We start from the raw sequence: 24,337 nt of genomic DNA, 5'->3' as shown, positions 1-24,337 counted from the left end.
TCCGGAAGAGCCGGCCGGGGGTTCTTCGAGCAGGCGGGGCTCTTCGAGCCGGCCGGAGGCTCTTCGGGCAACGGGGCGCCGGGTGGCGGTTTACCGTAGGCGTGCCCGTATGCCGTACCGGAGAGCCGATGCCCGCGAAGAGTGCGACCGCACTGGATGCCGACACCCGTGCCGAAGCGGGGGAAGCGGTCGGGCCGTTGCTGCGCGGGGTCGGGGTGCTGCGGCGGCTGACCGACGCGGACGGCACGCTCAGCCCCAGCGCGCTGGAACGGGCCACCGGCCTCGCCCGCTCCACGGTCGACCGCATCACCGCGACCCTCTCCCGCATGGACTACGTCCGCCTCGACGGCCGGGACGTCGTCCTCGCCCCCGGCGTGATGGAGCTGGGCAACGCCTACCTGGCCGCCCTGCGGCTGCCCGCGCTGCTCGGCGCCCACGCCGACGCGCTCGCCGACGAACTGGACGAGTCGGTGTCGCTCGCGGTCGCCGACCTCGACGGCATCCGCTTCATCCACCAGGCCACCCGCCGCCGCGCGCTGTCCGTGAGCTTCCGCATCGGCGACCTGCTCCCGGCCGAACGCACCGCGCCGGGCCCGCTGTTCGCGACCGAGTGGGCGGAGCCGGACTGGACACGCTGGCGCGCCCGCCGCGCGGCGGACCCGACGGACGCGGCCTTCCCCGCCGTACCGCCACGACGGCTGCCCGCCGACGACTCGGCTTTCCTGGAACGGGTGGAGCGGGCACGCCGCGACGGCTGGGCGGTGGACGACCAGCTGATCGAACCGGGCCTGGTCGCGGTCTCCGTGCCCGTACGGCACCCGGACACCGGCCGCCTGGCCTGCGTGGCGAGCGTGGTCAGCCACACCAGCCGGCACTCCGCGGCCGACCTGCGCACCAGCCTCCTGCCCCGCCTTCGTACGGCCGTGGCGGCGATGGAGTCCGAGCTGCGCACCGCTCCCCCGCCCGAGCCCGGCCCACCACCCTCGGGCCTGGCGACCTGGACGACGGCGTCCAAGCACGAGCTGGGCCGGGACTTCGTGGAGTCCCTGGCGCGCGGCCTGACCGTGCCGGCCGCCTTCGGCGAGGGCCGTTCGGCGCTGTCCCTGAGCGAGGTGGCCCGGGCGACCGGCCTGGCCCGGGCCACGGCCCGCCGCGCGCTGCTCACCCACGAACACCTGGGCCTGGTGCGCGCGCTCCCCGACCGCACCTTCGCCCTGACCCCCCGCGTCCTCGACCTCGGCTTCCCGCCGCTGTCCCGCACCACACTCCCCCGTCTGGCCGAGCCCCACCTCCGCGCCCTCGCGGACCGGTTGCACGAACCGACGGCACTGGCGGTCCTCACGCCGGACGGCACGGAGATCCAGTACACGGCCGGAGCGGGCGCGAGCCGCGTCCTCACGGTCCACATCACCGTGGGCGCCCGCCTGCCCGCCGCCGAGACCTCCCTCGGCCGAGTCCTCCTCGCGGACACCAACCGCCCCCTCCCCCCGGCCCTCTCCGAGGTCCACGCCCAGGGATACGCCCTGGTCGACGAGGAACTGGAGTCGGGCCTACGATCCATCGCCGTACCGCTACGGGACCGGTCCGGCCGAACGATCGCCGCCCTGAACATCGCCACCCACGCGGCCCGCCGCACCCTCGAGGACTGCGTCCACGACGTCCTCCCCGCCCTCCGCACGACCGCCGCCCACATCGAGTCAGACCTCCACACGGCCTCCCGCTTCACCCACATCCCCGCATCCTGACCCTCACTCCCACAGCCCGCTGTACCGGGCGGGCCCACCCGCTACACGGTCGACGGTGGCCTCGTCGCCACCGATCGAGCAATGCCTTCGTGCCTTCGTGCCTTCGTGGGATCTGTGGGAAATTCCGTCGTCGCAGCTCAGGCCTGGTGCCATGCGACGCCCCCAAACGCTGCAGCGCAGGATCCCAAACGTCTCTGCAGTGTTTTTGCAGTTCACGACATGCGTCGCACTCGTCAGAACGCTGCCGTGGTGCACCGCTACCTGTGCACCTGGCGATGACAGGGCCCCCGATTGGCGGCAGGCATCTGACGCTGTGGGGTGAAGGTCTCACCCATGGGACGGCACAGTGCTTGCTACTTGAATAGCTATCTGGGCCTTGCAGTGTGCCCACCCCCCTCGACCGCCGCGTTCACCTGCTCCTCCTGGACGACCAGGACCGCCTCATGCTGTGTGGCGGCTGCTGCAGCGGCTGGACCGTCCCCCAGACGTTGCTTGCCCCCGACACCGACTTCAGAGACGGAGCCGCTCACTACCTCGCCGAGCGATTTCGCATCACCAAGCCCCGTTTTGGATCTGTTTACGGAGTTCGCGAAACACGGGGCTTCGACTGCTGGGAGCATGACCGCCACACCATTTCGCAAGTGTTCATCGTGAGGATCAGTTCCGAGGATTCCGATTCGGTCCAGATGATTTCTCCGACGCACACCAGGTGGGGGCTCGATGAACTCAAATCCCTCAGTCGCGAGATCTCGCCGGAGGGCCTCGTCCTCCTTGTATCGGGCTATGTGGAGGGGTGGCTTCCAGACGGCCCCATCTCTCTCCACTAAGACAGCTGAGGAATATTTCGAAGCACGAAGCCCTGGAGGGTCCGTGCCCGCACATGCAATCGGGATCGTTCTCACTCGAACCGTCGGCGGAGTTGAGCTTGAAGCAGCACGAAAAATCGGCGGCATGCCGATGGCTCCGTCGTTCGACGGCAAGAGATCGCCGTGCTGGTATCGGCGAGCACTGAGGATCGGGCCATCGAGAAGGTGTGGCCGGCACGGCAGGCGGTCCTCCGGCCGGTGCGTGCCAAAGGCGGCCGGTCAGGGCATCCGACGGCTACCTCACCGAAATCCGGGAGCTGACTTCCGGCACCCGTCGTTTCGACCTGGATGGCATGGGCCGCGTCACCCGGACGCGCGCCCACGGCTGGAGCGAGACGTACGCGTACGCCCCAGCGGGCAACCTGACGCACGCCGCGTCGCCTGCCCATGAGACACCCGGTGAGCTGCGGTTCGAGGGCACGCTCGTCCGCTCGGCCGGTCGCACCTCCTATGAGCATGACGGCGAAGGCCGCCTCGTGCGCAGGACCCGCAAGCTTCTGAACAGCCAGACCCGTACCTGGACCTACACGTGGAACGCCGAGGACCGTCTCACGGAGGTGATCGCCCCAGACGGAACTCAGTGGCAGTACGCGTACGACCCGCTCGGGCGACGCATCTCCAAACACCGGGTCGCCGACGACGGCTCCGTGGCCGACCGTACGGACTTCGTCTGGGATGACCTGTGCCTGGCCGACTCCTCGACGAGATCCTCCCGGGCGAAGACAGGGGTTGCGTGCACGAGATCGCGCTCACTGACGCGTCGATCACCGTCCGCTGCAAGGACCTGCAAGCCGTTTGGGGGGACGTGGGCTGAGGAGTCAACCGGGATCACCGACCCACAAGGTATCGGCTCATCGTCGACTCGGCAGACGGGAACCACGTAGAGAGTCGTTTTTATCACGTCCTTGAGGTGCACTGTCGAAACGGTCCTCACGTGGAGAGAATTCAAGTTTACGAAACTCAGGAAGATAGACCGCTGGATCCAAGGACGAAGCGCATGAGGTTCAACAGGACCGAGCACCTCCGAATCATTCCGCCAGGCCCCGAAGCCGGAGAACGCCTCATCGGGTTCCGCCAGGACAGCGAATCCGGATTCTCCACCCTGGATGAGACACACCGCCTCCGACGGATCCCCGCGTACGGAGCCGACGGCGCTCTGCTCATCTACATCGGGTACGCCTGGGCCAAGAACTCCGTGGCCCTCGGCATCACCCGCCGGACACGGTAGCTACTGGGCCGGTCGGTGCACGTCACCGCACGACACGCTCCGCCGGCCGATACAGGGGGCTCGGCACACAGGGGCGGGACCACACAACAGCAGGGCATGGCGCCTCGGTGCGCTGCCGCAACCGCTAGACTGTGCGCGGTGCACCACTCTGGTGGGGCGCCCTGTGGATGTCTGGGGCCCTCAGGGGTCGGGATCCGTCCGATGTGGGCGGATTTCAAACACCTTTGCCCACACATCCCTGCCTTCGTAGCTCAGGGGATAGAGCACCGCTCTCCTAAAGCGGGTGTCGCAGGTTCGAATCCTGCCGGGGGCACCATGCCTGACCAGGCACGATGCGTCAGAAAGGCCCCTCGGAGTCGTCTCCGAGGGGCCTTTTGATCTTCAATGGGAACGAATGGGAACGCGCCGTCAGGCAGAGTCCTCCGTGGGAACGCTGCTCCCCCAGTTTCGTCCTCGGCCTTCACGCAGTCGGCGCAGCGGTTGGGAGCCTCCGGCCCCGAGATCTGGGGCTGGCACGGCCGCACCCTCAGCAGCCGCGTCGACCACCCTGCCCAAGGCGCCTGCTGACTCAGGCTGCTGTCCGCACCAGGTGACACAGCAGCGTAAAACTCCTGGTGACGAGTCCACCCCGCCGGTTCCTCACTCGGCGTGGGCGCGCTGGTCGGATGCCGGCCGACGGGGAGGGGGCGCGAGCGACATCAGCGTCCCGGACGGATGGCAGACACTACGCTGAACCCAGCGGGATCGGGCCCGCAGCACAGCGTCCAGGAGGTGCTTCATGACGGCCGAGATGGTGGCCCCGGCGTGGATGCATGAGCAGATCACGGCGGAGGAGTACGAGTCCTGGTCCGAGGAGCAGTGCGCCGGTATCGAGATCGTGGACGGGATGGTCGTCGTGAGTCCGAGTGCGTCCAAGCGGCACAACCGGCTGGCCCGCATTCTGGCGAACGCCCTGGACGGCGCCGCGGGCCCGGAGTGGAACGCCGACACGGACTTCGACGTCCGGCTTCAGGACGTCCCGCTCACCAATCGCCGCCCGGATGTCGTCGTGTACCGCGCGGACACGATCGACATCACCCCCACCCGCCCCGAGCACGTGCTGCTGGTCGCGGAGGTGGTGTCGCCGGGCTCGGAGACCACCGACCGGATCGTGAAGGTCGACCAGTACGCCAAGGCAGGCATCGGCTTCTACTGGCGGATCGAGCAGGCCGCGACAGGCGTTCCTCTCGTGTACACATACCTTCTCGATCCCGCAACGAAGACCTACCGGGACGGAGACGTGTTCACCGGCGTCCTCAAGGTAGCGGCCCCCTTCCCGGTGGAGATCGACCTCGGTCAGGTCTGACCACGCGCTGCTCAGAGTCGGCAGCGCGTGAGCGATGCGTGAGCGCACGGCCCGGTGCAGGGCGGCATGAGTCGGATCAAGTGGTTCACCGTACGTTCTGACCAGGGAAAACAGCACCGCGTGGCAGCGCCAGGCACCCCCGGCAAGGATCCGATCCCACTCCTGAAGTGGGTGTCGCAGGTTCGAATCCTGCCGGAGGGCACCAGCTCTGACCGCATCGGAGCATCAGAAATGCCCCTCGGGATCTACTCCGAGGGGCATTTTGACCTTCCACGGAACGAATGGGAACGCGCCGTCCGGCAGACCTCGCCGTCTTTCGAGGGAACGTCGGGCGTCTCCTCCGCTTCCTGTGGGCGTCTCGCCGTACCGGGGAGGTGCGCGGAACCAAAGCGAGCGCACAGTCAGCGAGTAGGAGTGGCGAGCAGAGTCTGGATGGCCTTCATGTGCAGGCCGACGGCCAGCGACAGGGTTACGGCGCAGTGCCGCAGGTCGTGCAGCCGCACCGGGGCCGACTGCAGGGGATGGCGCCAGCGGGGTTCGAGCGGCTCCACAAAGCGATCTCCAGAAATTCCGTGGACGCAACCCGTGACCAGGCCAGTGCCAGTTGGCCTCAGCGACCTTCGTGCCCGTAGTTCGCATCGAGAGGGTCAGAGGCTTCCAAACCGGGGCTGGCCTTCCACGCGACCACCACCAGGGATAGCCTTCCACTCCGTTCGAAGGTCCCTGGAGGCTCCCTGTGCACACCACCGTTTTCCTGCTGCGGAGCGCGCTGGGCCTTGGTGGCGGTCTGGTGGGCGTCTGGGAGCTGACCCGCCAGGCTTCGGGACCGGGCTGGAGGAAGCGGCGGGTCTTCTCTGCGGTGGCAGCTTTGACGCTCGCCGGGCTGCTCGCAGTCTAGGGATGGCCAGTCGACATGCCCCTTCCGTGCCCGTTCGGTCGGAAAACAGCGGGGAACAGCGGTCGCCGGCGGACAACGCTCACGAGAACGGCCCCTGACCGATTTACCTGGTCAGACACCCCATGTCGTTTGATGTCAAGCGGCATGGGGGTGGGCGTGGTGCGACCAAGCGGTCGCTTCGTTGTAAAGCGTTCGGGTCTTGAGGCATCCGTGGAGGATGCCGACGAGGCGGTTGCCGAGCTGGCGGAGGGCGGGGTTGTAGCCGGCCTCGCGGGCCCGTTGCTTGTCGTAGTAGCGGCGGGCTCCGAGGGAGGCGTTCAGTGCGGAGAACGCCTGGGTTTGCAGCGCGTCGGCGAGGCGGTTGTTGCGGACGTAGCGGGCCTGGACGGAGCGGCTTTTGCCGGAGGCCCGGGTGATTGGGCTGGTGCCGGCGTAGTTCTTCCGCGCCTTGGCTGACGTGTAGCGGGTGGGGTCGTCCCCGAACTCGGCGAGCAACCGGGCGCCGGTGATGGCGCCGATGCCGGGCATGGAGAGGTAGATCTCAGCATCCGGATGCGCGAGAAAATGGGCCTTCACCTGCCCTTCAAGCTCGGCTATCTGCTCGTTCAGGGCGATCAGCAGCCGCGCGTGTGCGGTGGCTGTGGCCGCGTAGGCGGCGGTGACCGGTTCGGGCAGGCTGAGGTGCCGCTCACGTAGTGCGGCCTGGATCGTGGCCGCCTTCGCGGTCCGGTTGTGGCGGCGATGCCGGGCCAGGACAGCGGTGATCTGCGTGCGGGTCAGCTTCGCCGCGGCCTGCGGGGTGGGCGCCTTGACCAACAGCTCCATCGCGTCCGTGCTGGTCAGGGACAGATCGGCGTAGGCGTGCAGGGCTGCGGGGAAGTACTCGCGCAGCGCGGAACGCAGGCGCTGGAAGGTGCGGGTGCGCTCCCAGATCAGGCTCTGGTGGGCGCGGGCGACCACCTTGACCGCCTGGGCCTGGTCGGTGTCCCCGGCAATCGGCCGCAACTGATCACGGTCGATGCGGATCATGTCGGCGAGCGCGTGTGCGTCACCCTTGTCGCTCTTGGCGCCCGAGGTGCCGTACCGCTCTTTGAATCGGGCGGCCTGCTTCGGGTTGACCGCGTAGACCTGGTAGCCGGTGGCGAGCAGGGCCTGCACCCATGGGCCGCGGTCAGTCTCCATGCTCACCACCACCTGGCCGGGGGTGAGGTGGTCACCGCCGTGCTTCGCGACAAGTTCGTGGAGTTTGGCGATGCCTTCCAGCCCTCGGGCAGTCTGGCGGTCGCCAGCTTCCGGCCGGTCTCGTCCTGGACCTCGATGTCGTGGTGGTCTTCGGCCCAGTCATCGCCTATCAGCAGCAACGCACTCTCCCGGTCACGTAGTTCACCTATCGTGCTGCCGCGGAAGACACGGCACGCTCCCTAATGGATCCAGTGCTCACGCCCTCCGAGGGGCTTTTTGGCCTTGCATGGGAACGAATGGGAACGGGCCGTCAGGCAGCGTCCTCCGTGGAAACGTCGTCGCGATCTTCCGTGGAAACGCTGGACGCCTCTCTCCCTCCGACTTCTTCCCCCTCCGGCAGGGCCACCTCGGGCACACCCCCGTGAGAGAGCTGGCGGCCCCAGCACACGGCTAACCTCAGGGCCGTGCCACCCGACGCGCACGACAACGCCCAGGCACAGCAATCCGTGTGCAGTCGCGACGACCCCGGTAGCCGATCTCCCAACCTGGGCCACCTCAGCCCGGCCGGAACCAATCGGCCCCCTGATCCCCTCACTGCGCGGCACCGTGCCCGTAAGGGCGGGAAACAAGGGTCAACAGCGGTGCGACCTCGCACTTACGAGCCCGCAGAGAGCACAGATGCCCAGGTCAAAAGCCCTTCCAGGTTGGAAGCGCCGCCGCTTCCCAAGCTGAGAGCGCGAGTGCCTCGGGCCGCTCCTGTGCTCCGCGGACCAGGCAGCCTGACCGCGCAGGTGGCCGAAGGCCCCGGCACCCTGCTCAGTGTGGGACCTTTGGCGCCCCCGAGGAGTCTGCGGTGCTCACCGCTTCGACGACCGCAGCTGACCTCAGTCGACTACTCCATGACCGGTGCGAGGCTGGGCCAGTGCGCAAGCCTCTGATCACGAAGCCGACCACCCAGGACTGAGGTCCCGGGCTCGCACAGCGGGCATCACTGATGGTGATGTGCCGTTCGGCCCCGGCCCACCCCTGCGTTTCGGGGGTGGGCCGGGGCCGAAGAGCCTTCTGGCGTCGTACTTCCGGCCGAAGGCCGTCGCCCGCCCCCCCTCACCCGTGGTACAGCACCCGTACGACGATCGTGTCCGGCGTCAGGGCATCGAGGTACTCGTTGAAGTAACGGCGCTGCTCGGGGCCGGCGATCGCGAGCCAGCGGCCGTCCAGGGTGAGGAGTGCGTGGGTGGGCAGGGTCTGGTCAGCGACTTCCCTCATGTGGGCGCCGAGGTCGCCCACCAGGCGGGCGGCCGGGTCGCCGCCCACGAGGTCCTCGAGTTCCGGCCGGTCCGCGAGCGCGACCAGTGCCGGCTGGGTCCGGTAGTCCTCCACGGCCTGGATCCTGGGGTAGCCCTCAGGGTCCGCGAAATGCCTGGCCCAGAAGTGACTCGCCGGGTGCACCGGCGGGTACCTGGAGGCGAACTCCTGCCATGCCTCGAACGCGCGGCGCGCCTCGGCGGCCGCCTGTGCGCGCGGCGCTTCGAGATCCAGCAGCCCCCGTGGGCCGCCGTCGCACAACGAGGGCGGCAGGTCGCGCGCCTCTCCGGAGAGCGTGTGGGTTGCCCGGATGAGGCGCGGGTCGTCCTCGTGTCCCGCGACGACCAGGAACTCGCAGCCCCCTCCGTCGATCCGCCAGTAGTCCCACCAGGTCTCCATCTCCGGCTCGCCGGGGGTGGAGTGGCGGTTGTAGTCGTACGGAGCGATGGCGGCACCGATCGCCTCGGGCACATCGCCCGGGGCACACCGGGGGACGCACACGGTGACTCGTTCTTTCGCCATGGCCCTTGTGGCTCTCTCTCCTCGTTCTCCGCCTCACGCCTCCTGCGGCGTGACGCAATCGGCCAGCCAGCCACCGCAGCCGCGCTGCACGTCCCGCGCCATGTCCCAGAACATGGCCAGGTCGCCGAGGACTCCGAAGACGCCCATGGCCTTGCCCAGCTTCGACCCCGCGCCCGACCTCGGCGCGGACGGCGCTTCGGGCAGGGTGGGAGCCTTCTGCGGAGCTTCGCCCGGCGTGATGGTGATGGTCCCGCCGGGGATCTTGCGGACCAGGGGCTGCACGCGCTGAGTGTCGAAGGACCCGTCCGGCCAAATTACCCGGACGTTCTTGTTGCCGACGAACCTGTCCCGGATCGCCTCGGCCTCGGCCTGGCTCTTGGCGACGTAGACGACGTTCTGGGTCTGGCCCTTGTTCTCGTTCATCTTGTTCGAGATGGTGTCCGCGGTATTTCCCGGGTTGAACACCTTGGCTTTGCTCTCGTGGCGTCCCAGGTGTCGACGCTCACGATCTTGCCGTTCTTCCAGGTGACTTTGATGAAGTCCGCGGTGGCGCCGGCCGCGACGTGGTCGCCGTTGGGGCCGTGCCACATCCCCTTCTTGGGAAGAATGCCCTTGTCGTCCTGCCACAGGTACTGGCTGCCGCTGCCGTTCTTCGAACCGTCGTAGTACTTGCCCGCGTTGCGCAGGTCGTTCATGTAGTCGAAGGCGACCTTCTCCGAGTGGTTGTCCGTACCGGCCACCAGCCATCCAGAACCACCTGTACGGAATCGCGGCCGAGTTGGCCCGCCTCACCGGCTGGACCTACTTCGACGCCCGCCAGTACAACCAGGCCCGTGCCTATTTCACCGAATCCCTGAAGCTGGCCAAGGAGATCGACGACTGGCAGTTCATGGCCAACGTGCTCGCCTGCATGAGCCTGCAAGCGACCTACCAGGACAAGCCCGCCGACTCCCTGGCCCTCGTCGTCGGCGCCCAGGACCAGGCCCGGTCGTCCCAGGGGACGACCCCGCGCGTCCTGTCGATGCTGTCCATGCGTGAAGCCTTCGCACACGCCTCACTCGGCAACCGGGACGGCACGCACCGGGCGATCGGCGAAGCCCATCGCCACTTCGAGCGGATCCGGGCGAGCGACCAGGACCCGTCGTGGGTGACGTACTTCGACGAGCCGAAACTCATCGTGGACACGGGCATCGCACACGGCCGGCTGGGCGATGCGGTGACCGCAGAACCACTGATCGGATAGGACACGCTGGCTGCGGTCCGAAGACGATCAACACGGTCCCAGATCCTCGCCACCACGGGTCTGGGACCGCCATCATGCGCGCTAAGAACAACGTACTGCGAACAGCCCGTTCGGGACCGATGAGTGATCGATCAATGAAATCGGGTTCGCGGCCTGTCCGTCTTCACGCCGTCCCACCCCGCGGACCGGCACGAGCATCGCCGAAGCCGTTCGTGCGCGTCCCGGACGGTGTCCTCGTCCGCCTGCACCAGCTTCGCGATCACCGGGACCCGGTTCCCTGCCGGCGAGCAGGGAACATCGCCCGCCGGAACCGCACCGAAGTGGTGCTAGCCCGGCGCACGATCTGCTGCAGCTTCTGCCCCTCCTGGTCGGTCAACCTGCGGACACGGACAGGCTGTGCCACCACACCCCCAACGGTCAGACCAACGGACGTCACCGCACATTCAACCGCGAGGGCGGAACGCGGTCGGGCCATCCAGGGCCCGCCTGGCTGTGCCTGCGTGCAGGGCCGGGTCCCCGGTCAGGGCTTCAGCGCGGCACGGATGAGAGCGCGCAGTTCATCGTCGGTGACGGCCGCCATGTCCGTGGACCGCAGCCGAATGGTGGCCTTTCCACTGATGAGCGTGGGATGGCGGGAGCTGAAGCCGCCATCGCGGTCCGTTCCCCACCCGTAGATCGAGACGCCGTGCTGCCAGACACCGATGTGCAGCCTGCGCTTTTCGACCCGGTAGGTGGGCATTCCGTAGGACAGCGCCACGCTCGTCTGCGGGAATTCCTCCAGGATCAGCCCGCTCACCCGGTCGAAGAGCGAACGGTGACCTGGCGCAATGGAGTCGACGTACTCCTGTACAGAGTCCATGCGACCCATTGTGGTGCTCCCGCGAACACCGCTGCTGCGGCTCGGCCTCTCGCGCCCGACCGTCGCGGCTTCATGGCAGGGCAGGGGCGCGCGGCACCAGCGGCCTGCTCCCGACCGTCAGGCGGCTGACCAGGGCAGATGGAGAACTGGGACGGGAGTATCTAGGGTCAGCACGTGGCTTTCATCATGGTGTGCGAAGACGACGCGGCGGTCCGCGGCGTCCTCAAGCGCGCCCTGGAGCACGACGGCCACACCGTCTCCGTCGCCGCCACGGCCGACAGCCTGCTGCGGCAGCTCGCACCGGCGCCCCATCTGGTCGTCCTGGATCTCGGGCTCCCGGACGCCGACGGGCGCGACGTCTGCCTGGCCCTCCGGGCTCGCGGCGTCGACGCGCCGGTGTTGATGCTCACCGCCTTGGATGGCCTGCATCACAAGGTGGGCGGCTTCGAGGCCGGCGCCGACGACTACATGACCAAACCCTTCGACATCCCGGAACTGCTGGTCCGCGTCCGGGCGCTGCTGCGCCGGGCCACCGTGGCGCCCGCACCGCGCGAGGTCGTCCTCGATCCGGCGAAGCACGTGGTGACCTACGATTCGGTGAGCATGAGCCTGACCCCGACCGAGTTCCGGCTGCTGGGCCGCCTGATCGCCTCGCAGGGCGACGCGGTACGCCGCCACGCCCTCATCGCTGCCGGCTGGCCGCACGGGGCGCAGGTCAGCGACAACACCCTCGACTCCTATGTGCGCCGGCTGCGGGCCAAGCTCGGTCCGCTGGGTGTGGCCGAGCGTCTGGCGACCGTCCGCGGCGTGGGCTACCGATGGCAGTGACGGGATTCCGCAGAAGCGTCGTCGCGCTCACTGTGCTGATCGCCACCGCCGTGGTGGCGATACTGGTCGTGGTCTCGCACGTGCTGCTGAGCCGGGTGACGGACGCCGACGCGCGCGATCTGGCACGTACTCGCGCCGAGGCGGTCGCGGCGAACGTCACCGCCAAAGGCGGCCGTGTCGTACTGACGGAGAACAGCAGCGAGGCGCTGGACGAGGTCGCCTGGGTGTATGCCGACGGCCGCCTGATCGACGGGAACGTGCCGCCGAGCGTGGTCGATCGCGTCGAGAAGCTGGCGGACTCGGGGCGATCGCAGACCGCGTCGGTCGGCGATTACCTCCTGTACACGCGGGAGGTCCCGATCGACGGCCACCACGTCATGGTGATCGTCCGGGTGGACCTCACGCCCTACGAGACATCCGAGCAGCGCAGCCTGACCTTGTCGCTGATACTGGGCGGCCTCGCAATCCTCCTCGCCGGCGGTGTCGCACACCTCGTGGTGCGCCGCGCGCTGCGGGTCGTGCACGAGATGGCCGCCCTCGCCGACGACTGGGGCCATCACGAACCCGGGCGCCGCTTCAACCTCGGGGTCCCCCGCGACGAGTTCGGGGAACTGGGGCGGACCCTGGACCATCTCCTGGAGCGCGTCGACAACGCGCTGGCGGACGAGCGCCGGCTCACCGATGAGATCGCCCACGAACTGCGGACACCGCTCACGGTCCTGCGGGCCGAGGCACAGCTGGCGCAGCTGTCCGGCGAGCCGGTGCCGCCGGAGGCGGTGCTGAGCGAGGTCGACCGCCTCGATGCGGCGATCACGACGATTCTGCGCGCCGCGCGCGCACGGACAGACGAGGGGACCCGGTGCGATCTGCGCTCCGCCGCACGGCAGGCGATCGCCGGCCGCGCGGTCGAGGTCGCCTTTCCCGCGAAGGCCGAGGTCGCCGTGGCGGCCGACGTCGCCGTGTCGTTGCTGTCGCCCCTGCTGGAGAACGGCCTGCGGCATGCGCGGTCACGTGTGTGGATCACCGCGCGCGTCCAGGGTGAGGCAATCGTGGTCGATGTCCTGGACGACGGCCCCGGGTTCGATCCCGCGGAGGTCGACCGGGTCTTCGAAGCGGGTGTGACCGGCGGCGGCGGGTACGGGCTGGGGCTGCCGGTGGTCCGGCGCATCGCCGCCTCGGCCGGTGTGGAGGTCCGCGCGATCGCGGACGGCCGCGGTCACGTCGAGGTGACGCTCCCGGCCGCGCGTGCGGCCACGTAGTCAGGTTGCGTGCAGGTTCGCCGCGTAAACCTCACCGCATGACAACGACAACGGAAGCACGCACGCGCAGCGGGCGGCTCATGCTCAACAAGGTTCCCGAGGTCACCATCTGGTTCTGGGTGATCAAGGTCCTGTGCACGACGGTCGGTGAGAGCTTCGCCGACTGGATCAACATGAAGCTGGGCGTCGGCCTGGTGAACACGGCCTGGATCTTCACCGCGGTGTTCGTGGTGGTTCTGGCCGTCCAGCTGCGGCTGAAGCGGTACGTTCCGTTCCCCTACTGGCTGACCGTGGTCGTTGTCAGCGTCACGGGCACCCTGTACACGGACATCCTGACCGACCAGCTGAACGTGCCGCTGTGGATCAGTTCCGCGGTCTTCTCGGTGCTGCTCGCGGTGGTCTTCGGCGTGTGGTGGGCGCGTGAGCGCACGCTGTCGATCCACTCGGTCACCACGCTCTCGCGGGAGTCGTTCTACTGGCTGACCGTCCTGGTCACCTTCGCGCTCGGCACCGCGACCGGTGACTGGACTCTGGAGCTGACCGGCTGGAGCCCGGGCGTCTCGGTGTTGCTGCCGCTCGGCCTCATCGCGGCGATCACGGCGCTGTGGAGGTTCGGCGCGAACCCGGTGCTGTCCTTCTGGCTCGCCTACATCCTGACCCGCCCGCTGGGCGCGAACATCGGCGACTGGCTCGCCTCCCCCAAGGTCGCCCAGAACCCGGGCGACCCGACCGGTCTCGCGCTGGGCACGTTCACCACCAGCCTGATCTTCCTCGGCCTGATCCTGGCGACGGTGGTCTACCTGACGGTGACGCGCTCGGACGTGACCGAGACCCACGAGGCGACCCACGCCGCACCGGCCACCAGCAATCCGCGCAAGGAGCGCACCGCGCTTGCCGGCTTCGGACTGCTGGCCGTCGCCACCGCGGGCCTGCTGGTCTGGGCCCACGGCCAGCCGCACGTCGGCCCGGCGCCGGAGACCGACAACACCTCCGCCGTCCAGATGGCTCCCGGCCAGGCGGTGAAGAAGTTCCCGCCCGCCAAGGTCGGCGCGCTGCGGACCCTCGCCTCCACCTCGCTCAAGGACGCACGCTCGGGGAACGCGACCGGCGCGCACGCGGCCGCCCAGTCGCTGCGTGACCTGTGGGACGCCGACCAGGCCTCGCTGCAGCCGCTGGACCAGACCGGCTGGACCTCCATCGACGCCCAGATGGACAAGGTGCTCAAGACGTTCGGCATCGATCACTCGAACCCGCCGATGTCGCCTGCGCAGCAGGAGAAGGAACTGAACGCCCTCCTGACGGACATGGGCTGACAGACCGCACAGCGCCCGGCCAGCCCACCCGGCCGACGGGCTCAGTGTGCCGAGGCGGCGCAGAGAACCGCGCTTCCTCGGCACACGCCGGCGAGCTGCGGACACCGCAGTGCGGCCGGGGCCGCCTGCGGCAGCCCGGGCATGTCCGCAGACTCTCGTGGGGCGGTCGCTGACCGGATGGCGTCGGCCGAATGAGTGCAGACCCTACTGCGCGAACAGGCGAGGGCCAGTCAGCTCTTCGTCCCGGCCCCATCGCTCCAGCCGCAGCGCTCGAGGCGGTAGCCATGCCCTCGGAGCGTGGTGATGTGAGGCAACCGGCAAGGGCGGGCGGACTCCTCGGCGGCCTGGGTGAGACGGCGACGCAGGCCGGCCATGGTGACGTCCAGGGTCTTGGTGGGGCCGAACCAGTTCTCGTCCCACACCTGTGCCATCAGCGTTTCGCGCGAGACGGCGGTGCCGGGGTTCCGGGCGAGCAGGGCGAGGAGGTCGAATTCCTTCGGCCGCAGCGGGACGTCCGTGTCGTGGAGGGTGCAGCGGCGGGACGTGGTGTCGATGACCAGGTCGCCGAGTCGTAGTGGGGGCTGCGGCTGCGACGTGATGGTCTGGCGGCGCAGGTGGGCGCGGAGGCGGGCCAGCAGGACGGTGAGGCTGAAGGGCTTGACCAGGTAGTCGTCGGCGCCTGCGTCCAGGCCGGCGATGACGTCGATGTCGTCGGTGCGGGCGGTGAGGATCACGATCAGCAGGTCGGGGAAGCGGGCGCGCAGGGTGCGGGCGAGGTCCAGTCCGTCGAGGTCGGGCAGGCCGAGGTCCAGGAGAACGGCGTCGTATGCGGTGCGGTCCGTCTCCGCCAGGGCCGAGGCGCCGGTGCGGCTCCAGGCGGGGGCGTAGCCGTTGACGCGCAGGCCGGTTTCCAGGTGGCGTCCGATGGTGTCGTCGTCCTCGACGACCAGGATGTGCAGGCGGCTGCGGTCCGCTGTGGCAGGCGTGCCCATGGCAACAGAGTAGACAGGTCGGTCCCCTGCAGGCGGGCTCACAGGTCGCGGAGTTCCTCCACCGCGGGGCGCCGGGCACCGCGGATGCCGTTCAGGGCTGCGGCCAGTACGGCGATCAAGGCGGCGAGTCCGGTCAGGGTCAGGTAGACGCCGGGCACCGCCAGAGCGGCGGGCGGCGGGTCGAACACGCCGGTAAGTACCTTGACCAGCATCTCCGACAGCGCCCATCCGATGACGGCACCCCCGGCCAGGCCGCCTGCGGCCAGCAGGAGGGCCTCGGTGAGGACCATGCCGCGCAGCTGGCGTGTGCGTGCGCCGAGGACGGTGGCGATGGCGAAGGTCCGGCGGCGTTCGGCGAGCCCGAGGGCGAGGACCAGTCCCCCGGCTCCGGCGGCCAGCAGGACCGCGAAGGCGAGCTCGATGCGGGTGAGTCCGGCCAGGTCGACGGAGGTCAGGCTGGTGCCGACAGTGCCGCGGGTCTGGGTGAGGTCGCTGACGGTGGCGCTGGTGCCGAGCTGCGAGCGCAGGCGCGCGGCGATTTGCTTCTGGTGGGTGCCGCCGGTGGCGAGGAGGAAGGCGCCGACCGCGTCGCTGCCGGTCGCCTTGGCGATGTAGGCGGCGTTGGCGACGAAGAAGCTGTCCTTCGGTGCCGTGGGGAACTCCTTGGCGATGCCGGCGTAGTGGAAGTGGACCGTGCGCAGGGCCTTGGTGCGGGCGTCCTGGATGCGCAGGTTGACGGTGTCGCCGGGGACAAGCTGGAAGTCGTTGACGGTTTCGACGCTGACCAGCAGGTTGTCCGGGCGCTGGGCCAGCTTGCGCATGAGCTGCTGGGTGGTACCGCCGGCGAAGTAGGCGTCCTGGAGGGAGGTGGCCTGGGCGATGGTGTCGGGGCGGACGCCGTAGAGGTCCTGCAGGTCGGAGCCGATGTAGGCGAAGCGGTGCTGGAGGGGTTCGACGTGCCGTACGCCGGAGACTTTCAGCGAGCCGGCTGCACTGGGTGAGACTCGGGCGCCGGGTGGTTCGGTGACGGTGACGTCGGCGCCGTTGGTCAGGCGGGCGTCGACCTCGGCCTGCTGCCGGTAGGTGGCGTTGAAGACGGCGGTGGAGAGCGCGAAGGACACGGCGAGGGCGAGCAGCACCACCGAGCGGGCCAGGGGGCGGCGGCGCCGGGAGAGGGTGGCGGCGGTGATGCCGGCGAGGGTCGCGGTCAGCGGGCGGGCCAGCCGGGCCAGGGCGGGGCGGCCGTGGGTAAGGGCGAGGAGCGTGAGCCGCCACAGCAGCAGGGCGGCGCCGATCCACAGCAGAGCGGGGCCGAGGAAGGCCCAGTACGACACGGAGATGCTGGGCACGCCCTCCGGTGCGAGGACGAGGGCGTACTGGTTGCCGGAGGAGGCGCGGAATACCAGCCAGGAGCCGATCAGGAGGGCGAAGTCCAGGCCGTACCGCATCCACCGGGGGTTTCGTGTGCTGCGGGCGCCGGACTCCTTGCGGGTTTCCGCGACGGTCACCGTGCGCAGGTCGCGCAGGGCCGGGACGAGAACGGCTCCTGCGGCCACGACCGCGCCGAGGACGAATGCGATGCCGTACCAGGCGGCCCAGGTACCCGCGCCCGCTCCGAAGGAAGCGGCACCGAAGGCGAGGCGTCCGGTCAGCGCGGCGACGCCCAGTCCGGCCAAGCCGCCGAGGAGACCGATCAGCGCCGCTTCCAGCCCGGCGAGGGCGGTGATCTGGCGGGGGCGCAGGCCGCGCAGCCGGAGCAGGCCCTGCTCCTGCCGGCGCCGCTCACCGCCGGCGGAGGCGACCGCGGCAGTCAGCGCGGCGGCCAGGACCGCGCCGGGGACGCCGAGGAAGAGGAAGAGGATCTGGGCATACAGGGCGTCCTGGCGGGCGGAGTCGAGGGCGGCGCCGACGTTGTTGCCGACGAGTGCGGCGCCCGCAGCGCGGGCCTCCAGGTTGTGGGCGGCGCGGGTGACCGCGGTGAAGGCGGCGGCCGGGTCGGAGGGCAGGCGGGCGTCGTCGCGCGCCACGTGGATCTGGGTCGTGACCGCGGAGGCGCCCCGAGTCAGCGCGGCGAACCTGGCGGCGGGCAGCAGGACGACGTTGTCCGGGGGTGCGGTCGGCTGGGACTGGCTGGGTGCGCCGACGGTTTGGAAGAGGGAGTCGGCCTGGGGCAGGTCGATCACGCCGTCCACCCTCACCGGCCTCAGCCCGATGCCGGGAAACTGGACGGCGATGGTGTCGCCGGGAGCGGCGTGCAGGTTCGAGGCGGTCTGCTGGGCCAGCAGGACGCCGGTCGGGGAGCCGGAGAGGGTGCGGATGGCGTCGGGGAAGAGGGCGCGGTAGCCGTCAGGCAGGCCGAGGGCCATGCCGGGGCCTGTGGTCTGGGTGCTGCCCTGGACGCGCGCGGTGAAGCCGGTGGTGTGGGCGAAACCGACGGACAGGGCGGCGCGGGTTCCCGGCGCCTTGCGGACCAGGGACATTACCGCGCCGGGGTCGGCGCCTGGCTGTACCTGGACCTGCCAGTCGACGGCGACCGAGCGCACGGCACGCTGGGTCATGGTCGCCTTCGACGCGGTGAGGAAAGAGCCCAGCGCGGCGACCAGGGCGACCGCGAGGGCGATCCCGGCCAGCGCAGCCAGCAGACGTCCGGTACGGCGGCGGGCGAGGCCGGCCGTCCACGAGCCGATCATGGCACCTCCTCAGGTGCGAGCAGTTGGCCGTCGCGCATGGCGCGCCGGGTGGTGAGGCGGGCGGCCACGGCGGGATCGTGGGTGGTGACGACGAGGGCCGCGCCCGTGTGGTCGGCGGCGGTGAGGAGGGCGTCGAGGACACGGCCGCCGGTGGCGTGGTCGAGGCGGCCGGTGGGCTCGTCGGCGAGGATCAGGCGCGGGGACTGGGCCAGCACCCGGGCCACGGCCACCCGCTGGGCCTGACCACCGGAGATCTCCTCGGGCAGCCGGTCCGCCAGATCGGCCGCGTCCACCAGCGCGAGCGCCGCGAGGGCGGCCCGGCGGGCCTCTTGCTCCGTCCGGTCGGCGAGGACCAGGGGCAGGGCGGCGTTCTCGACCACGTTGAGCGCGGGGATCAGGCTGTCGCCCTGGAAGACCAGACCGATGTCGTACGGCCCCAGGGAGGCGGCCCGGGTCACCGTGCCGCTGGTGGGTTGCTCGAGCCCGGCCAGCAGATGCAGCAGCGAGCTCTTGCCCGACCCGGAGGCGCCGACGACGGCGAGCCGATCGCCGGACCCAATCTCCAGGTCAGCGCCGTGTACGGCCACGACCGCCTGTGTGCCCCTGCCGAAGGTGAGAGCCGCGTCGGTGCAGGTCACGAGCGCTTCATCCCGTGACATCGGGCACCCCCTGCGCCGCGGGACGGGCGGCGTCGGTGGCCCTGCCGTCCTCCAGCGTGATCACCCGATCCGCGCTCCGGACGACTTCCGCGCTGTGCGTCACGATCAGCACCGCGCACCCCTGTGCGGCCCGCTCCCGCAGCATGGCGAGGACCACCCGCTCGGTCTCTCCGTCGAGTTCGCCGGTCGGCTCGTCGGCCAGCAGGGCAGCGGGCGCGTTGGCCAGCGCCACGGCCAGCCCGGCCCGGGCCAGCTCGCCACCGGACAGCTGCCGGGGCAGCGCATGCATCCGTTCGCCGAGGCCCACCTGGGTCAGCAGCTCCCTGGCCGAGGTCACGGGTTTACGGGCCGCGGCGCGCTGCGGCAGGCGGACGTTGTCCCGCACGCTCAAATGCGGCAGGAGATTGCGGGTCTGCAGCAGTACGCCGATGTGCCGGGCGCGCAGCCGTGCCCGCTCGGTCTCCGGCCGGTGGCTGATGCGTACGCCGTCCACGTGGACCTCGCCGCCGGAGGGCTCGTCGAGCCCGGCCAGACAGGCCAGCAGGGTGGACTTGCCGGATCCCGAGGGACCCACGACCGCCACCGTCTCGCCCCGCCCGACCCGCAGTGACACTCCGCGCAGCGCGAGCGTCTCCTCCTCGCCGGCCCGGTAGAAGCGGTACAGCTCACGGGCAGCCAGCACCGGCTCGGACGCCATGGTGCTCACCGCCAGGCGAAGGAGTCGCTGATGATCCGCCACGGGTCGACGTTGTCGGCGTTGACCGGGCCGGACAAGGTCAGATCCACCTCGTGGCCCGGCTTGTAGAAGGCATACCGCTCGAACCCGTCGCGCACCACCTTGCCCGTGACCGGGTCCTTCGCCGAGTCACCCTGATAGGTCAACCGGACGACACGGCCCGCGTGCCGAGACACCTCCGACACCTTCGGCGCGGCGAACTTCGGCACCTGGGAGCGCAGCTTGGGGACAACCGTCTTGGTGACCGAGTCGACCGTGGGCGCGGTGGACGCGGAGACCGCCGTGATCCTCACGGTGTTCAACTTGTCAGTGAACACCGTGTTGCCGCCCTGCTCGGTACGGGCCCAGCCCTCAGGCACCTTCACCGTGAAACCGGAGAAGGACCCACCGGCCGGCCGATAGACGACGTACACCTGGTTGTCGGGGATGTCACCGGGCGGATTGGACTCGGTGGGAGCGGGTGCCGGGTTGTTCTGCCCGTTTCCGACACGCGCCGAGGAAGCCGGCGGTGATGGCGTCGTCGAACCAGAACCGGAGTGCGTGCCGGAGCCGGAACAGCCCGCGGTCACCGCTGCGACGAGCACCAGCCCGACTGTCGCGGACGTCCGTGCGTGTGCTGCCATCACCACTGCCCTCCAAGGGGTCCTGCGGACCGGACGGTCATGGCACCCACGCTAGGAAGCGGCCGGTTAACGCCCTGCTCGCCGAGGGTTAGACGACGGCAAAAGCATGAGCCCAGCCCCACGCGCCCCGCCGAACCGCCGCATGATGAGGGCATGAGACAGCGCGTGGTGCGAGTCGCCCTCACCGCCGCGTTGGTCGCCGTGGTCCTGCTCGCCGTCCCCCTGGCCCTGGCCATCAGGTCCTCCCTGTACGCCGGACAGCGCGACACCCTGGAACGCGCGGCCCTCGCCGCGGCCGTACGGGTGAGCCCGGACTACGCGACTGGTGACCCGGTGGAACTGCCCAGGGCGCCGACAGGGGGGCATCTGGGCCTGTACGACCCGCAGCAGGCCAAGCGGGCGGGCAGCGGCCCTGGGATGGCGGACGCGCCGGTCCGCCGCGCCTTTGACGGAGAGGTGGTCCGGGGGCAGTCGGGCGGCGATCTGGTCGCCGCCGTACCGGTCTCCCACGCCGAGCGGGTGATCGGCGTGGTCCGCGCGTCCTCCCCCGCTGACGCCGTACGCGACCGGGTCCTGGCTGCGTGGGGCGTACTACTCGGCGTGACCGTAGTCGCGCTGACCATCGCGGTACTGGTCGCCCGCCGGCAGGCTCGGGCGCTGGCCGCCCCGCTGGAGGACCTCTCCCGCCACTGCCGGGCCGTCGCCGAAGGGGACCTGAACGCGCGGGCGGCCCCCAGCAGCATCGCCGAGATCGATCAGGTGGCCCGCACGCACAACGCGATGCTTCGCAGCCTGTCCGAACTCCTACGCCGCGAACGCGACTTCGCCACCAACGCCTCCCACCAGCTGCGCACCCCGCTCACCGGCCTGCAACTCACTCTGGAGGCGGGCCTCGCCCAGGACGACGACGCCCGGCTACGTCCCGCCCTGACCGAGGCACTGGACACCACCCATCGCCTCCACCAGACCGTGGAGGAAGTGCTGCGACTGTCCCGCTCCCCGGACCGGCCCCGCCCGGCCGCCGGGGACATTGCGGTGGCACACCTCCTTCTGGAGACGCGGGAGCACTGGCACGGCCTGTTCGCCGCCGACGGCAGACGCCTGGAGTGCGGCACACATGACGCACCCGCGGATGTCCTGGTCCCCAGCGGCCCCGTTTCGGAGGTGCTCGGCGTCCTGCTGGACAATGCACGGGTGCACGGACGCGGAACCGCGCGACTGGTGGTGCGGGACCTGAACGACGCCCTCGCCTTCGACGTGAGCGACGAGGGAGCCGCGGAGGGCGAGCCAGCGCAGCTGTTCGACCGCGGACACACCGGCGGCGGCCACGGGACAGGCATCGGACTCGCCCTCGCTTCCGAACTGGCCCACTCCATCGGCGGCCGGCTCTCCCTCACCAGAAGGGCTCCGGCCACGTTCACCCTCCTCGTCCCGGTCCGCGGGGCCGGCTCCGAAGGCAACGCACCGGCCTGCAGATGAATGCCTCTCTCCGACATGCTCGGCTTCGGGGTGTGGCTTGTTCGCCTGCCCTGGTGTCGAGCCGGTCCGGTGGGCCCGGATCCACGACGGCCACCCCGCACAGACGGTGGACCTGCGATACCGCCGGGCTTGACAGTCCCGCAGCCGTGCCCTCGCCGGAGCGGGCCTTCCCGACGGGGAGGCCCGCTCCGGCATTGCCGACCGATGCCGACGTGCGTGCGCGATGCGTGAGCGGACTGTCCGGCCGGCACAGGCCACCATGAGCCGGATGAAGCACACAGCCGCGTGACGCTGACCAGGCGAGACAGCATCACACGGCAGCGCCACGCACGACCCGGCAAGGATTCGATCCCACTCCTAAAGCGGGTGTCGCAGGTTCGAATCCTGCCGGGGCACAGAGAGAAGGGCCAGTTCAGGGGCGTGATCCCCTCGAACTGGCCCCTTATCTATGAACACGGCCGTGCCACACACGTGCCACGAGGTCCGCTACGGGCTCGCACCAGGCGCTCCTTGACCTTGCGAGTCATCGAGCCGATCCACGAATCTCACGGTCACAGCCGATGACCATGTGCTGAGAGATCAGGGCCGCGCGGGGTGTGCTGCGGCCCATCCTGGTCATCAGCTCACGCGGGGGCGCGCCTGACACGGGGCCGCCGCGGAAGACGTGACTGTAGCGATAGTCACTACGAGCGCTCTGGGGGTCTGGGCGTCGGTGGTGGGGGCGGCTCATTCGAGGCGTGCCGCTCCCGCCATGCCTGGCAGTCCGCCACCCTAGCGATGATCCAAGGATCGGTGGCGAGCTCTGAGGGCAGCCGGGATGTCTCGTCGATGAAAGCGCCTGACAACTGCTCAGCAGACAGTGAGCGGGTGTCCCTGAGGTCTGCGCCGGCGAGGTACGCGCCGAGCAGGATAGTGCCGTCAAGGCGCGCGCACCGCAGGTCGGCGTCGCTGAGGTGGGCGTGGTCGAGGCGGGCGGAGCCGAGCCGAGCGTGGCAGAGTTGAGCACCATTGAGGATCGCTCGGGTCAAGTCAGCGCCACGAAGATCAGCGCGTCGCAGATCGGCCCAGGTGAGAAACATCCTCGACAGGCGAGGTGGGGCATTGAACTCAAAGTCCCGCAAAGCAAGCCCCACAAGGGTGGTTGAACGAAGGTCGACGCGACGTGGCTCAGGCCTTTCAGGTCGACGAGCTAGAACGTCGATTGCTGCTCGGATGTCTGCGGGAGGTTCGGTTGCCCAGGCCGGCAGGTCTCGCAGCCCGTCCGGAGCTCCCTGTCCGTGACTGGGTGGACCGTCCTGCTTGGTGTTTTCGCGAATGAACGCTGCAAGCACTGCCACGACTGTGTTGTGCTCTTCAGACGACTCAGCCATGACGTGCTCCAGGCTGTAGATGGCCCCCAAACGCTCCGCAAGCTTGTCCGACGCCAGGTGGCCGATGGCTGACCTGAATCGCTCCGTCACCTGCCCGCGCCGAGACAGACGATAAGTACGGGCCGTGAACCCGACACCGATCAGCACCGACGTGCCTGCCACGGCGGCCAGCACTGTCTGACGCACCGCGGTGAGTGCGTCAGCGCGTTCCTTGCCATGAAGTGTGCGGACCGTATCCCCGGCTATCAGCCATGAGAGGGGCCCCAGTACCAGAAGGATCGCGCCCAGGAGCGACAGCACTCCGAGGGCTGCAGGAGCAGCGCGATTGCTGCGAACTCGGCGAACGCGGTTCCCAAAGAAGGTTCTGGCGTGCATGCGTCGTGATTCCATCGCACTTGGGGGCAAGTCCGCTACTGAGTCGGGCTCTCCGTCAGCCGAGACTGGATGAGGCATGCAGCGCGTGTCGCAGGATCGGCCCCTCGCTCCTCCAGCTCGCACGCGCCTTCGGACCAGCCGAGCCGGAACAGCCGCATCCCCCGCGCCAGACGGTGCCTCTGATGACGCTCGTCTGTGCCGTCTGGTGGTTCGTCGATTTCAGCACGCCAGAAGGCCGCATGTGGGGCTGGGAACCGAACGCCCGCTGCGAGCAGCGCTGTTTCTTCCCGGAGCGGTTCACTTTGAGGCAGTGGCTGACGGATTGGCTCGACGGCTATCGAGCCTTCCCCGAGCCGCCGCCGTTGACGGACTGTCCTGACTGCTGGACCGAGGGTGGGTGTGGTTTGGAGAGTCGGCGGTGGCGGATGAGGGCCGCCGCGATATCCGTGAATGCCAGGAGGTGTTCAGGCTTGCGCTCATAGCGACAGTGCGGGCGCCGGCACCAGTCGGCCAGGCCACGGTTCGCTCCACGACCCAGCGGCACCGGCCCAACCGCCGACCAGGACTTACGAGCAGCGCAACACCGTCGAGCACTGCATCAACTGCCTGACGCGATGGCGAGGCATCGCCGGACGATGCCTCCGCCCAGTAGGTCGAGGCGAGCCTCTTCGAGTGAAAAACCGGAGCAAGGCCACCTGACCGGCGGTTCGCTGATTGTTGGGGGGTGTCGGCGGCGGCTGAACGCTGACCCACTTTGGGCGGTTGAATCCTGACCCAGGTGGTGTCTGTTGCGGTTGTGTTCAGTCGTTGTCGGTGGCGT

General features: G+C 69.6%; 19 protein-coding genes, 1 tRNA gene and 5 pseudogenes. 12 read left to right on the top strand and 13 right to left on the bottom strand.

The genetic code is table 11. The features are described from left to right. The first annotated feature begins 128 nt into the window (after nt 1-128). The 6 genes and pseudogenes from AB0M27_RS34135 (at nt 129) to AB0M27_RS34110 (ending at nt 5,184) form a co-directional block, all read left to right on the top strand. Nucleotides 129-1,745, top strand: a complete 1,617-nt coding sequence (locus AB0M27_RS34135) for an IclR family transcriptional regulator C-terminal domain-containing protein (protein ID WP_365727546.1) — start codon at nt 129-131, stop codon at nt 1,743-1,745. Nucleotides 1,746-2,128: 383 nt separating this feature from the next. After that, on the top strand, nt 2,129-2,572 hold the full coding sequence (locus AB0M27_RS34130; RefSeq protein ID WP_365727544.1) for a hypothetical protein: 444 nt from the start codon (nt 2,129-2,131) through the stop codon (nt 2,570-2,572). A 269-nt stretch (nt 2,573-2,841) separates the two neighbouring features. Continuing rightward, nucleotides 2,842-3,315 (top strand): annotated as a pseudogene (locus AB0M27_RS34125) (RHS repeat domain-containing protein); the annotation flags it as partial. Nucleotides 3,316-3,608: 293 nt separating this feature from the next. Then, nucleotides 3,609-3,839: a hypothetical protein gene (locus AB0M27_RS34120; protein ID WP_365727542.1), complete on the top strand. Its 231-nt coding sequence runs from the start codon at nt 3,609-3,611 to the stop codon at nt 3,837-3,839. 240 nt (nt 3,840-4,079) lie between these two features. Beyond that, nucleotides 4,080-4,155, top strand: a tRNA-Arg gene (locus AB0M27_RS34115). A 462-nt stretch (nt 4,156-4,617) separates the two neighbouring features. Beyond that, nucleotides 4,618-5,184, top strand: a complete 567-nt coding sequence (locus AB0M27_RS34110) for a Uma2 family endonuclease (protein WP_365727540.1) — start codon at nt 4,618-4,620, stop codon at nt 5,182-5,184. A gap of 401 nt (nt 5,185-5,585) precedes the next feature. Here AB0M27_RS34110 and AB0M27_RS34105 read toward each other — a convergent pair whose 3' ends face one another. Further along, a complete protein-coding gene (locus AB0M27_RS34105) occupies nt 5,586-5,735 on the bottom strand; it encodes a hypothetical protein (RefSeq protein ID WP_365727538.1) in 150 nt (49 codons plus the stop codon). A 185-nt stretch (nt 5,736-5,920) separates the two neighbouring features. Between AB0M27_RS34105 and AB0M27_RS34100 the strand changes: the two genes are divergently transcribed. Continuing rightward, nucleotides 5,921-6,082 carry a hypothetical protein gene (locus AB0M27_RS34100; RefSeq protein ID WP_365727537.1) on the top strand — a complete coding sequence of 54 codons (162 nt, stop codon included), beginning with the start codon at nt 5,921-5,923 and terminating at the stop codon, nt 6,080-6,082. Nucleotides 6,083-6,217: 135 nt separating this feature from the next. Here AB0M27_RS34100 and AB0M27_RS34095 read toward each other — a convergent pair. The 3 genes and pseudogenes from AB0M27_RS34095 to AB0M27_RS34085 all read right to left on the bottom strand — a co-directional run bounded on the left by AB0M27_RS34095 (nt 6,218) and on the right by AB0M27_RS34085 (nt 9,514). Continuing rightward, nucleotides 6,218-7,443: pseudogene (locus AB0M27_RS34095) on the bottom strand (IS110 family transposase). Nucleotides 7,444-8,368: 925 nt separating this feature from the next. Beyond that, on the bottom strand, nt 8,369-9,091 hold the full coding sequence (locus AB0M27_RS34090; protein ID WP_365727535.1) for a hypothetical protein: 723 nt from the start codon (nt 9,089-9,091) through the stop codon (nt 8,369-8,371). A 33-nt stretch (nt 9,092-9,124) separates the two neighbouring features. Then, complete coding sequence (locus tag AB0M27_RS34085) at nt 9,125-9,514, bottom strand: hypothetical protein (RefSeq protein WP_365727533.1); 390 nt, start codon at nt 9,512-9,514, stop codon at nt 9,125-9,127. A 254-nt stretch (nt 9,515-9,768) separates the two neighbouring features. Here AB0M27_RS34085 and AB0M27_RS34080 point away from each other — a divergent pair. After that, nucleotides 9,769-10,328, top strand: a pseudogene (locus AB0M27_RS34080) (hypothetical protein); the annotation flags it as partial. A gap of 224 nt (nt 10,329-10,552) precedes the next feature. Here the strand turns inward: AB0M27_RS34080 and AB0M27_RS34075 are convergent. After that, nucleotides 10,553-10,737, bottom strand: a pseudogene (locus AB0M27_RS34075) (IS630 family transposase); the annotation flags it as partial. 117 nt (nt 10,738-10,854) lie between these two features. Next, nucleotides 10,855-11,193 carry a DUF1801 domain-containing protein gene (locus AB0M27_RS34070; protein ID WP_365727531.1) on the bottom strand — a complete coding sequence of 113 codons (339 nt, stop codon included), beginning with the start codon at nt 11,191-11,193 and terminating at the stop codon, nt 10,855-10,857. A 174-nt stretch (nt 11,194-11,367) separates the two neighbouring features. Between AB0M27_RS34070 and AB0M27_RS34065 the strand changes: the two genes are divergently transcribed. Genes AB0M27_RS34065 through AB0M27_RS34055 form a run of 3 tightly spaced genes read left to right on the top strand, consistent with a single transcriptional unit; the run spans nt 11,368 to nt 14,593 of the window. Further along, entirely contained in the window at nt 11,368-12,021 is a 654-nt protein-coding gene (locus AB0M27_RS34065) for a response regulator transcription factor (RefSeq protein ID WP_055705962.1), read from the top strand. After that, nucleotides 12,012-13,280 (top strand): HAMP domain-containing sensor histidine kinase, encoded by a 1,269-nt coding sequence (locus AB0M27_RS34060; RefSeq protein WP_365727529.1) that lies wholly within the window; start codon nt 12,012-12,014, stop codon nt 13,278-13,280. The genes AB0M27_RS34065 and AB0M27_RS34060 overlap by 10 nt, the downstream gene beginning before the upstream one ends. 38 nt (nt 13,281-13,318) lie before the next feature. Further along, the gene (locus tag AB0M27_RS34055; RefSeq protein ID WP_365727527.1) at nt 13,319-14,593 is read left to right on the top strand and encodes a hypothetical protein; all 1,275 of its coding nucleotides are present in this window, start codon (nt 13,319-13,321) and stop codon (nt 14,591-14,593) included. A 230-nt stretch (nt 14,594-14,823) separates the two neighbouring features. Here AB0M27_RS34055 and AB0M27_RS34050 read toward each other — a convergent pair whose 3' ends face one another. From AB0M27_RS34050 to AB0M27_RS34030, 5 genes are read right to left on the bottom strand one after another with little or no spacing between them, the layout of a single operon-like run. Beyond that, entirely contained in the window at nt 14,824-15,585 is a 762-nt protein-coding gene (locus tag AB0M27_RS34050; RefSeq protein ID WP_365727525.1) for a response regulator transcription factor, read from the bottom strand. A 38-nt stretch (nt 15,586-15,623) separates the two neighbouring features. Beyond that, nucleotides 15,624-18,275 carry an FtsX-like permease family protein gene (locus tag AB0M27_RS34045; RefSeq protein WP_365727524.1) on the bottom strand — a complete coding sequence of 884 codons (2,652 nt, stop codon included), beginning with the start codon at nt 18,273-18,275 and terminating at the stop codon, nt 15,624-15,626. Continuing rightward, the gene (locus AB0M27_RS34040) at nt 18,272-18,934 is read right to left on the bottom strand and encodes an ABC transporter ATP-binding protein (protein ID WP_365727522.1); all 663 of its coding nucleotides are present in this window, start codon (nt 18,932-18,934) and stop codon (nt 18,272-18,274) included. The genes AB0M27_RS34045 and AB0M27_RS34040 overlap by 4 nt, the downstream gene beginning before the upstream one ends. Beyond that, the gene (locus AB0M27_RS34035) at nt 18,921-19,631 is read right to left on the bottom strand and encodes an ABC transporter ATP-binding protein (RefSeq protein WP_365727520.1); all 711 of its coding nucleotides are present in this window, start codon (nt 19,629-19,631) and stop codon (nt 18,921-18,923) included. Before AB0M27_RS34035 ends, AB0M27_RS34040 begins: the two co-directional genes overlap by 14 nt. A 5-nt stretch (nt 19,632-19,636) precedes the next feature. Further along, nucleotides 19,637-20,293 carry a hypothetical protein gene (locus AB0M27_RS34030; RefSeq protein ID WP_365727518.1) on the bottom strand — a complete coding sequence of 219 codons (657 nt, stop codon included), beginning with the start codon at nt 20,291-20,293 and terminating at the stop codon, nt 19,637-19,639. Nucleotides 20,294-20,446: 153 nt separating this feature from the next. On the opposite strand from AB0M27_RS34030, the gene AB0M27_RS34025 reads away from it, so the two are divergent. After that, entirely contained in the window at nt 20,447-21,772 is a 1,326-nt protein-coding gene (locus AB0M27_RS34025) for a HAMP domain-containing sensor histidine kinase (protein ID WP_365727517.1), read from the top strand. A 683-nt stretch (nt 21,773-22,455) separates the two neighbouring features. Here AB0M27_RS34025 and AB0M27_RS34020 read toward each other — a convergent pair. Further along, complete coding sequence (locus tag AB0M27_RS34020) at nt 22,456-23,517, bottom strand: pentapeptide repeat-containing protein (protein ID WP_365727515.1); 1,062 nt, start codon at nt 23,515-23,517, stop codon at nt 22,456-22,458. Between the two features lie 406 nt (nt 23,518-23,923). Next, nucleotides 23,924-24,075, bottom strand: a pseudogene (locus AB0M27_RS34015) (IS5/IS1182 family transposase); the annotation flags it as partial. Nucleotides 24,076-24,337: the final 262 nt, after the last annotated feature.

The sequence above is a fragment of the Streptomyces sp. NPDC052107 genome (genome assembly GCF_040680215.1).
GTDB lineage: Bacteria > Actinomycetota > Actinomycetes > Streptomycetales > Streptomycetaceae > Streptomyces.
The sequence above is the reverse complement of the archived record's forward strand: the minus strand, read 5'-3'. Positions and strand labels throughout refer to the sequence as shown.

Coding starts and splice junctions, on each gene's coding strand:
- AB0M27_RS34045 (WP_365727524.1), bottom strand. CDS start 18,275: ATGATCGGCTCGTGGACGGCCGGCCTCGCCCGCCGCCGTACCGGACGT.
- AB0M27_RS34070 (WP_365727531.1), bottom strand. CDS start 11,193: ATGGACTCTGTACAGGAGTACGTCGACTCCATTGCGCCAGGTCACCGT.
- AB0M27_RS34055 (WP_365727527.1), top strand. CDS start 13,319: ATGACAACGACAACGGAAGCACGCACGCGCAGCGGGCGGCTCATGCTC.
- AB0M27_RS34050 (WP_365727525.1), bottom strand. CDS start 15,585: ATGGGCACGCCTGCCACAGCGGACCGCAGCCGCCTGCACATCCTGGTC.
- AB0M27_RS34020 (WP_365727515.1), bottom strand. CDS start 23,517: ATGCACGCCAGAACCTTCTTTGGGAACCGCGTTCGCCGAGTTCGCAGC.
- AB0M27_RS34135 (WP_365727546.1), top strand. CDS start 129: ATGCCCGCGAAGAGTGCGACCGCACTGGATGCCGACACCCGTGCCGAA.
- AB0M27_RS34110 (WP_365727540.1), top strand. CDS start 4,618: ATGACGGCCGAGATGGTGGCCCCGGCGTGGATGCATGAGCAGATCACG.
- AB0M27_RS34025 (WP_365727517.1), top strand. CDS start 20,447: ATGAGACAGCGCGTGGTGCGAGTCGCCCTCACCGCCGCGTTGGTCGCC.
- AB0M27_RS34035 (WP_365727520.1), bottom strand. CDS start 19,631: ATGGCGTCCGAGCCGGTGCTGGCTGCCCGTGAGCTGTACCGCTTCTAC.
- AB0M27_RS34085 (WP_365727533.1), bottom strand. CDS start 9,514: ATGAACGAGAACAAGGGCCAGACCCAGAACGTCGTCTACGTCGCCAAG.
- AB0M27_RS34090 (WP_365727535.1), bottom strand. CDS start 9,091: ATGGCGAAAGAACGAGTCACCGTGTGCGTCCCCCGGTGTGCCCCGGGC.
- AB0M27_RS34030 (WP_365727518.1), bottom strand. CDS start 20,293: ATGGCAGCACACGCACGGACGTCCGCGACAGTCGGGCTGGTGCTCGTC.
- AB0M27_RS34060 (WP_365727529.1), top strand. CDS start 12,012: ATGGCAGTGACGGGATTCCGCAGAAGCGTCGTCGCGCTCACTGTGCTG.
- AB0M27_RS34120 (WP_365727542.1), top strand. CDS start 3,609: ATGAGGTTCAACAGGACCGAGCACCTCCGAATCATTCCGCCAGGCCCC.
- AB0M27_RS34040 (WP_365727522.1), bottom strand. CDS start 18,934: ATGTCACGGGATGAAGCGCTCGTGACCTGCACCGACGCGGCTCTCACC.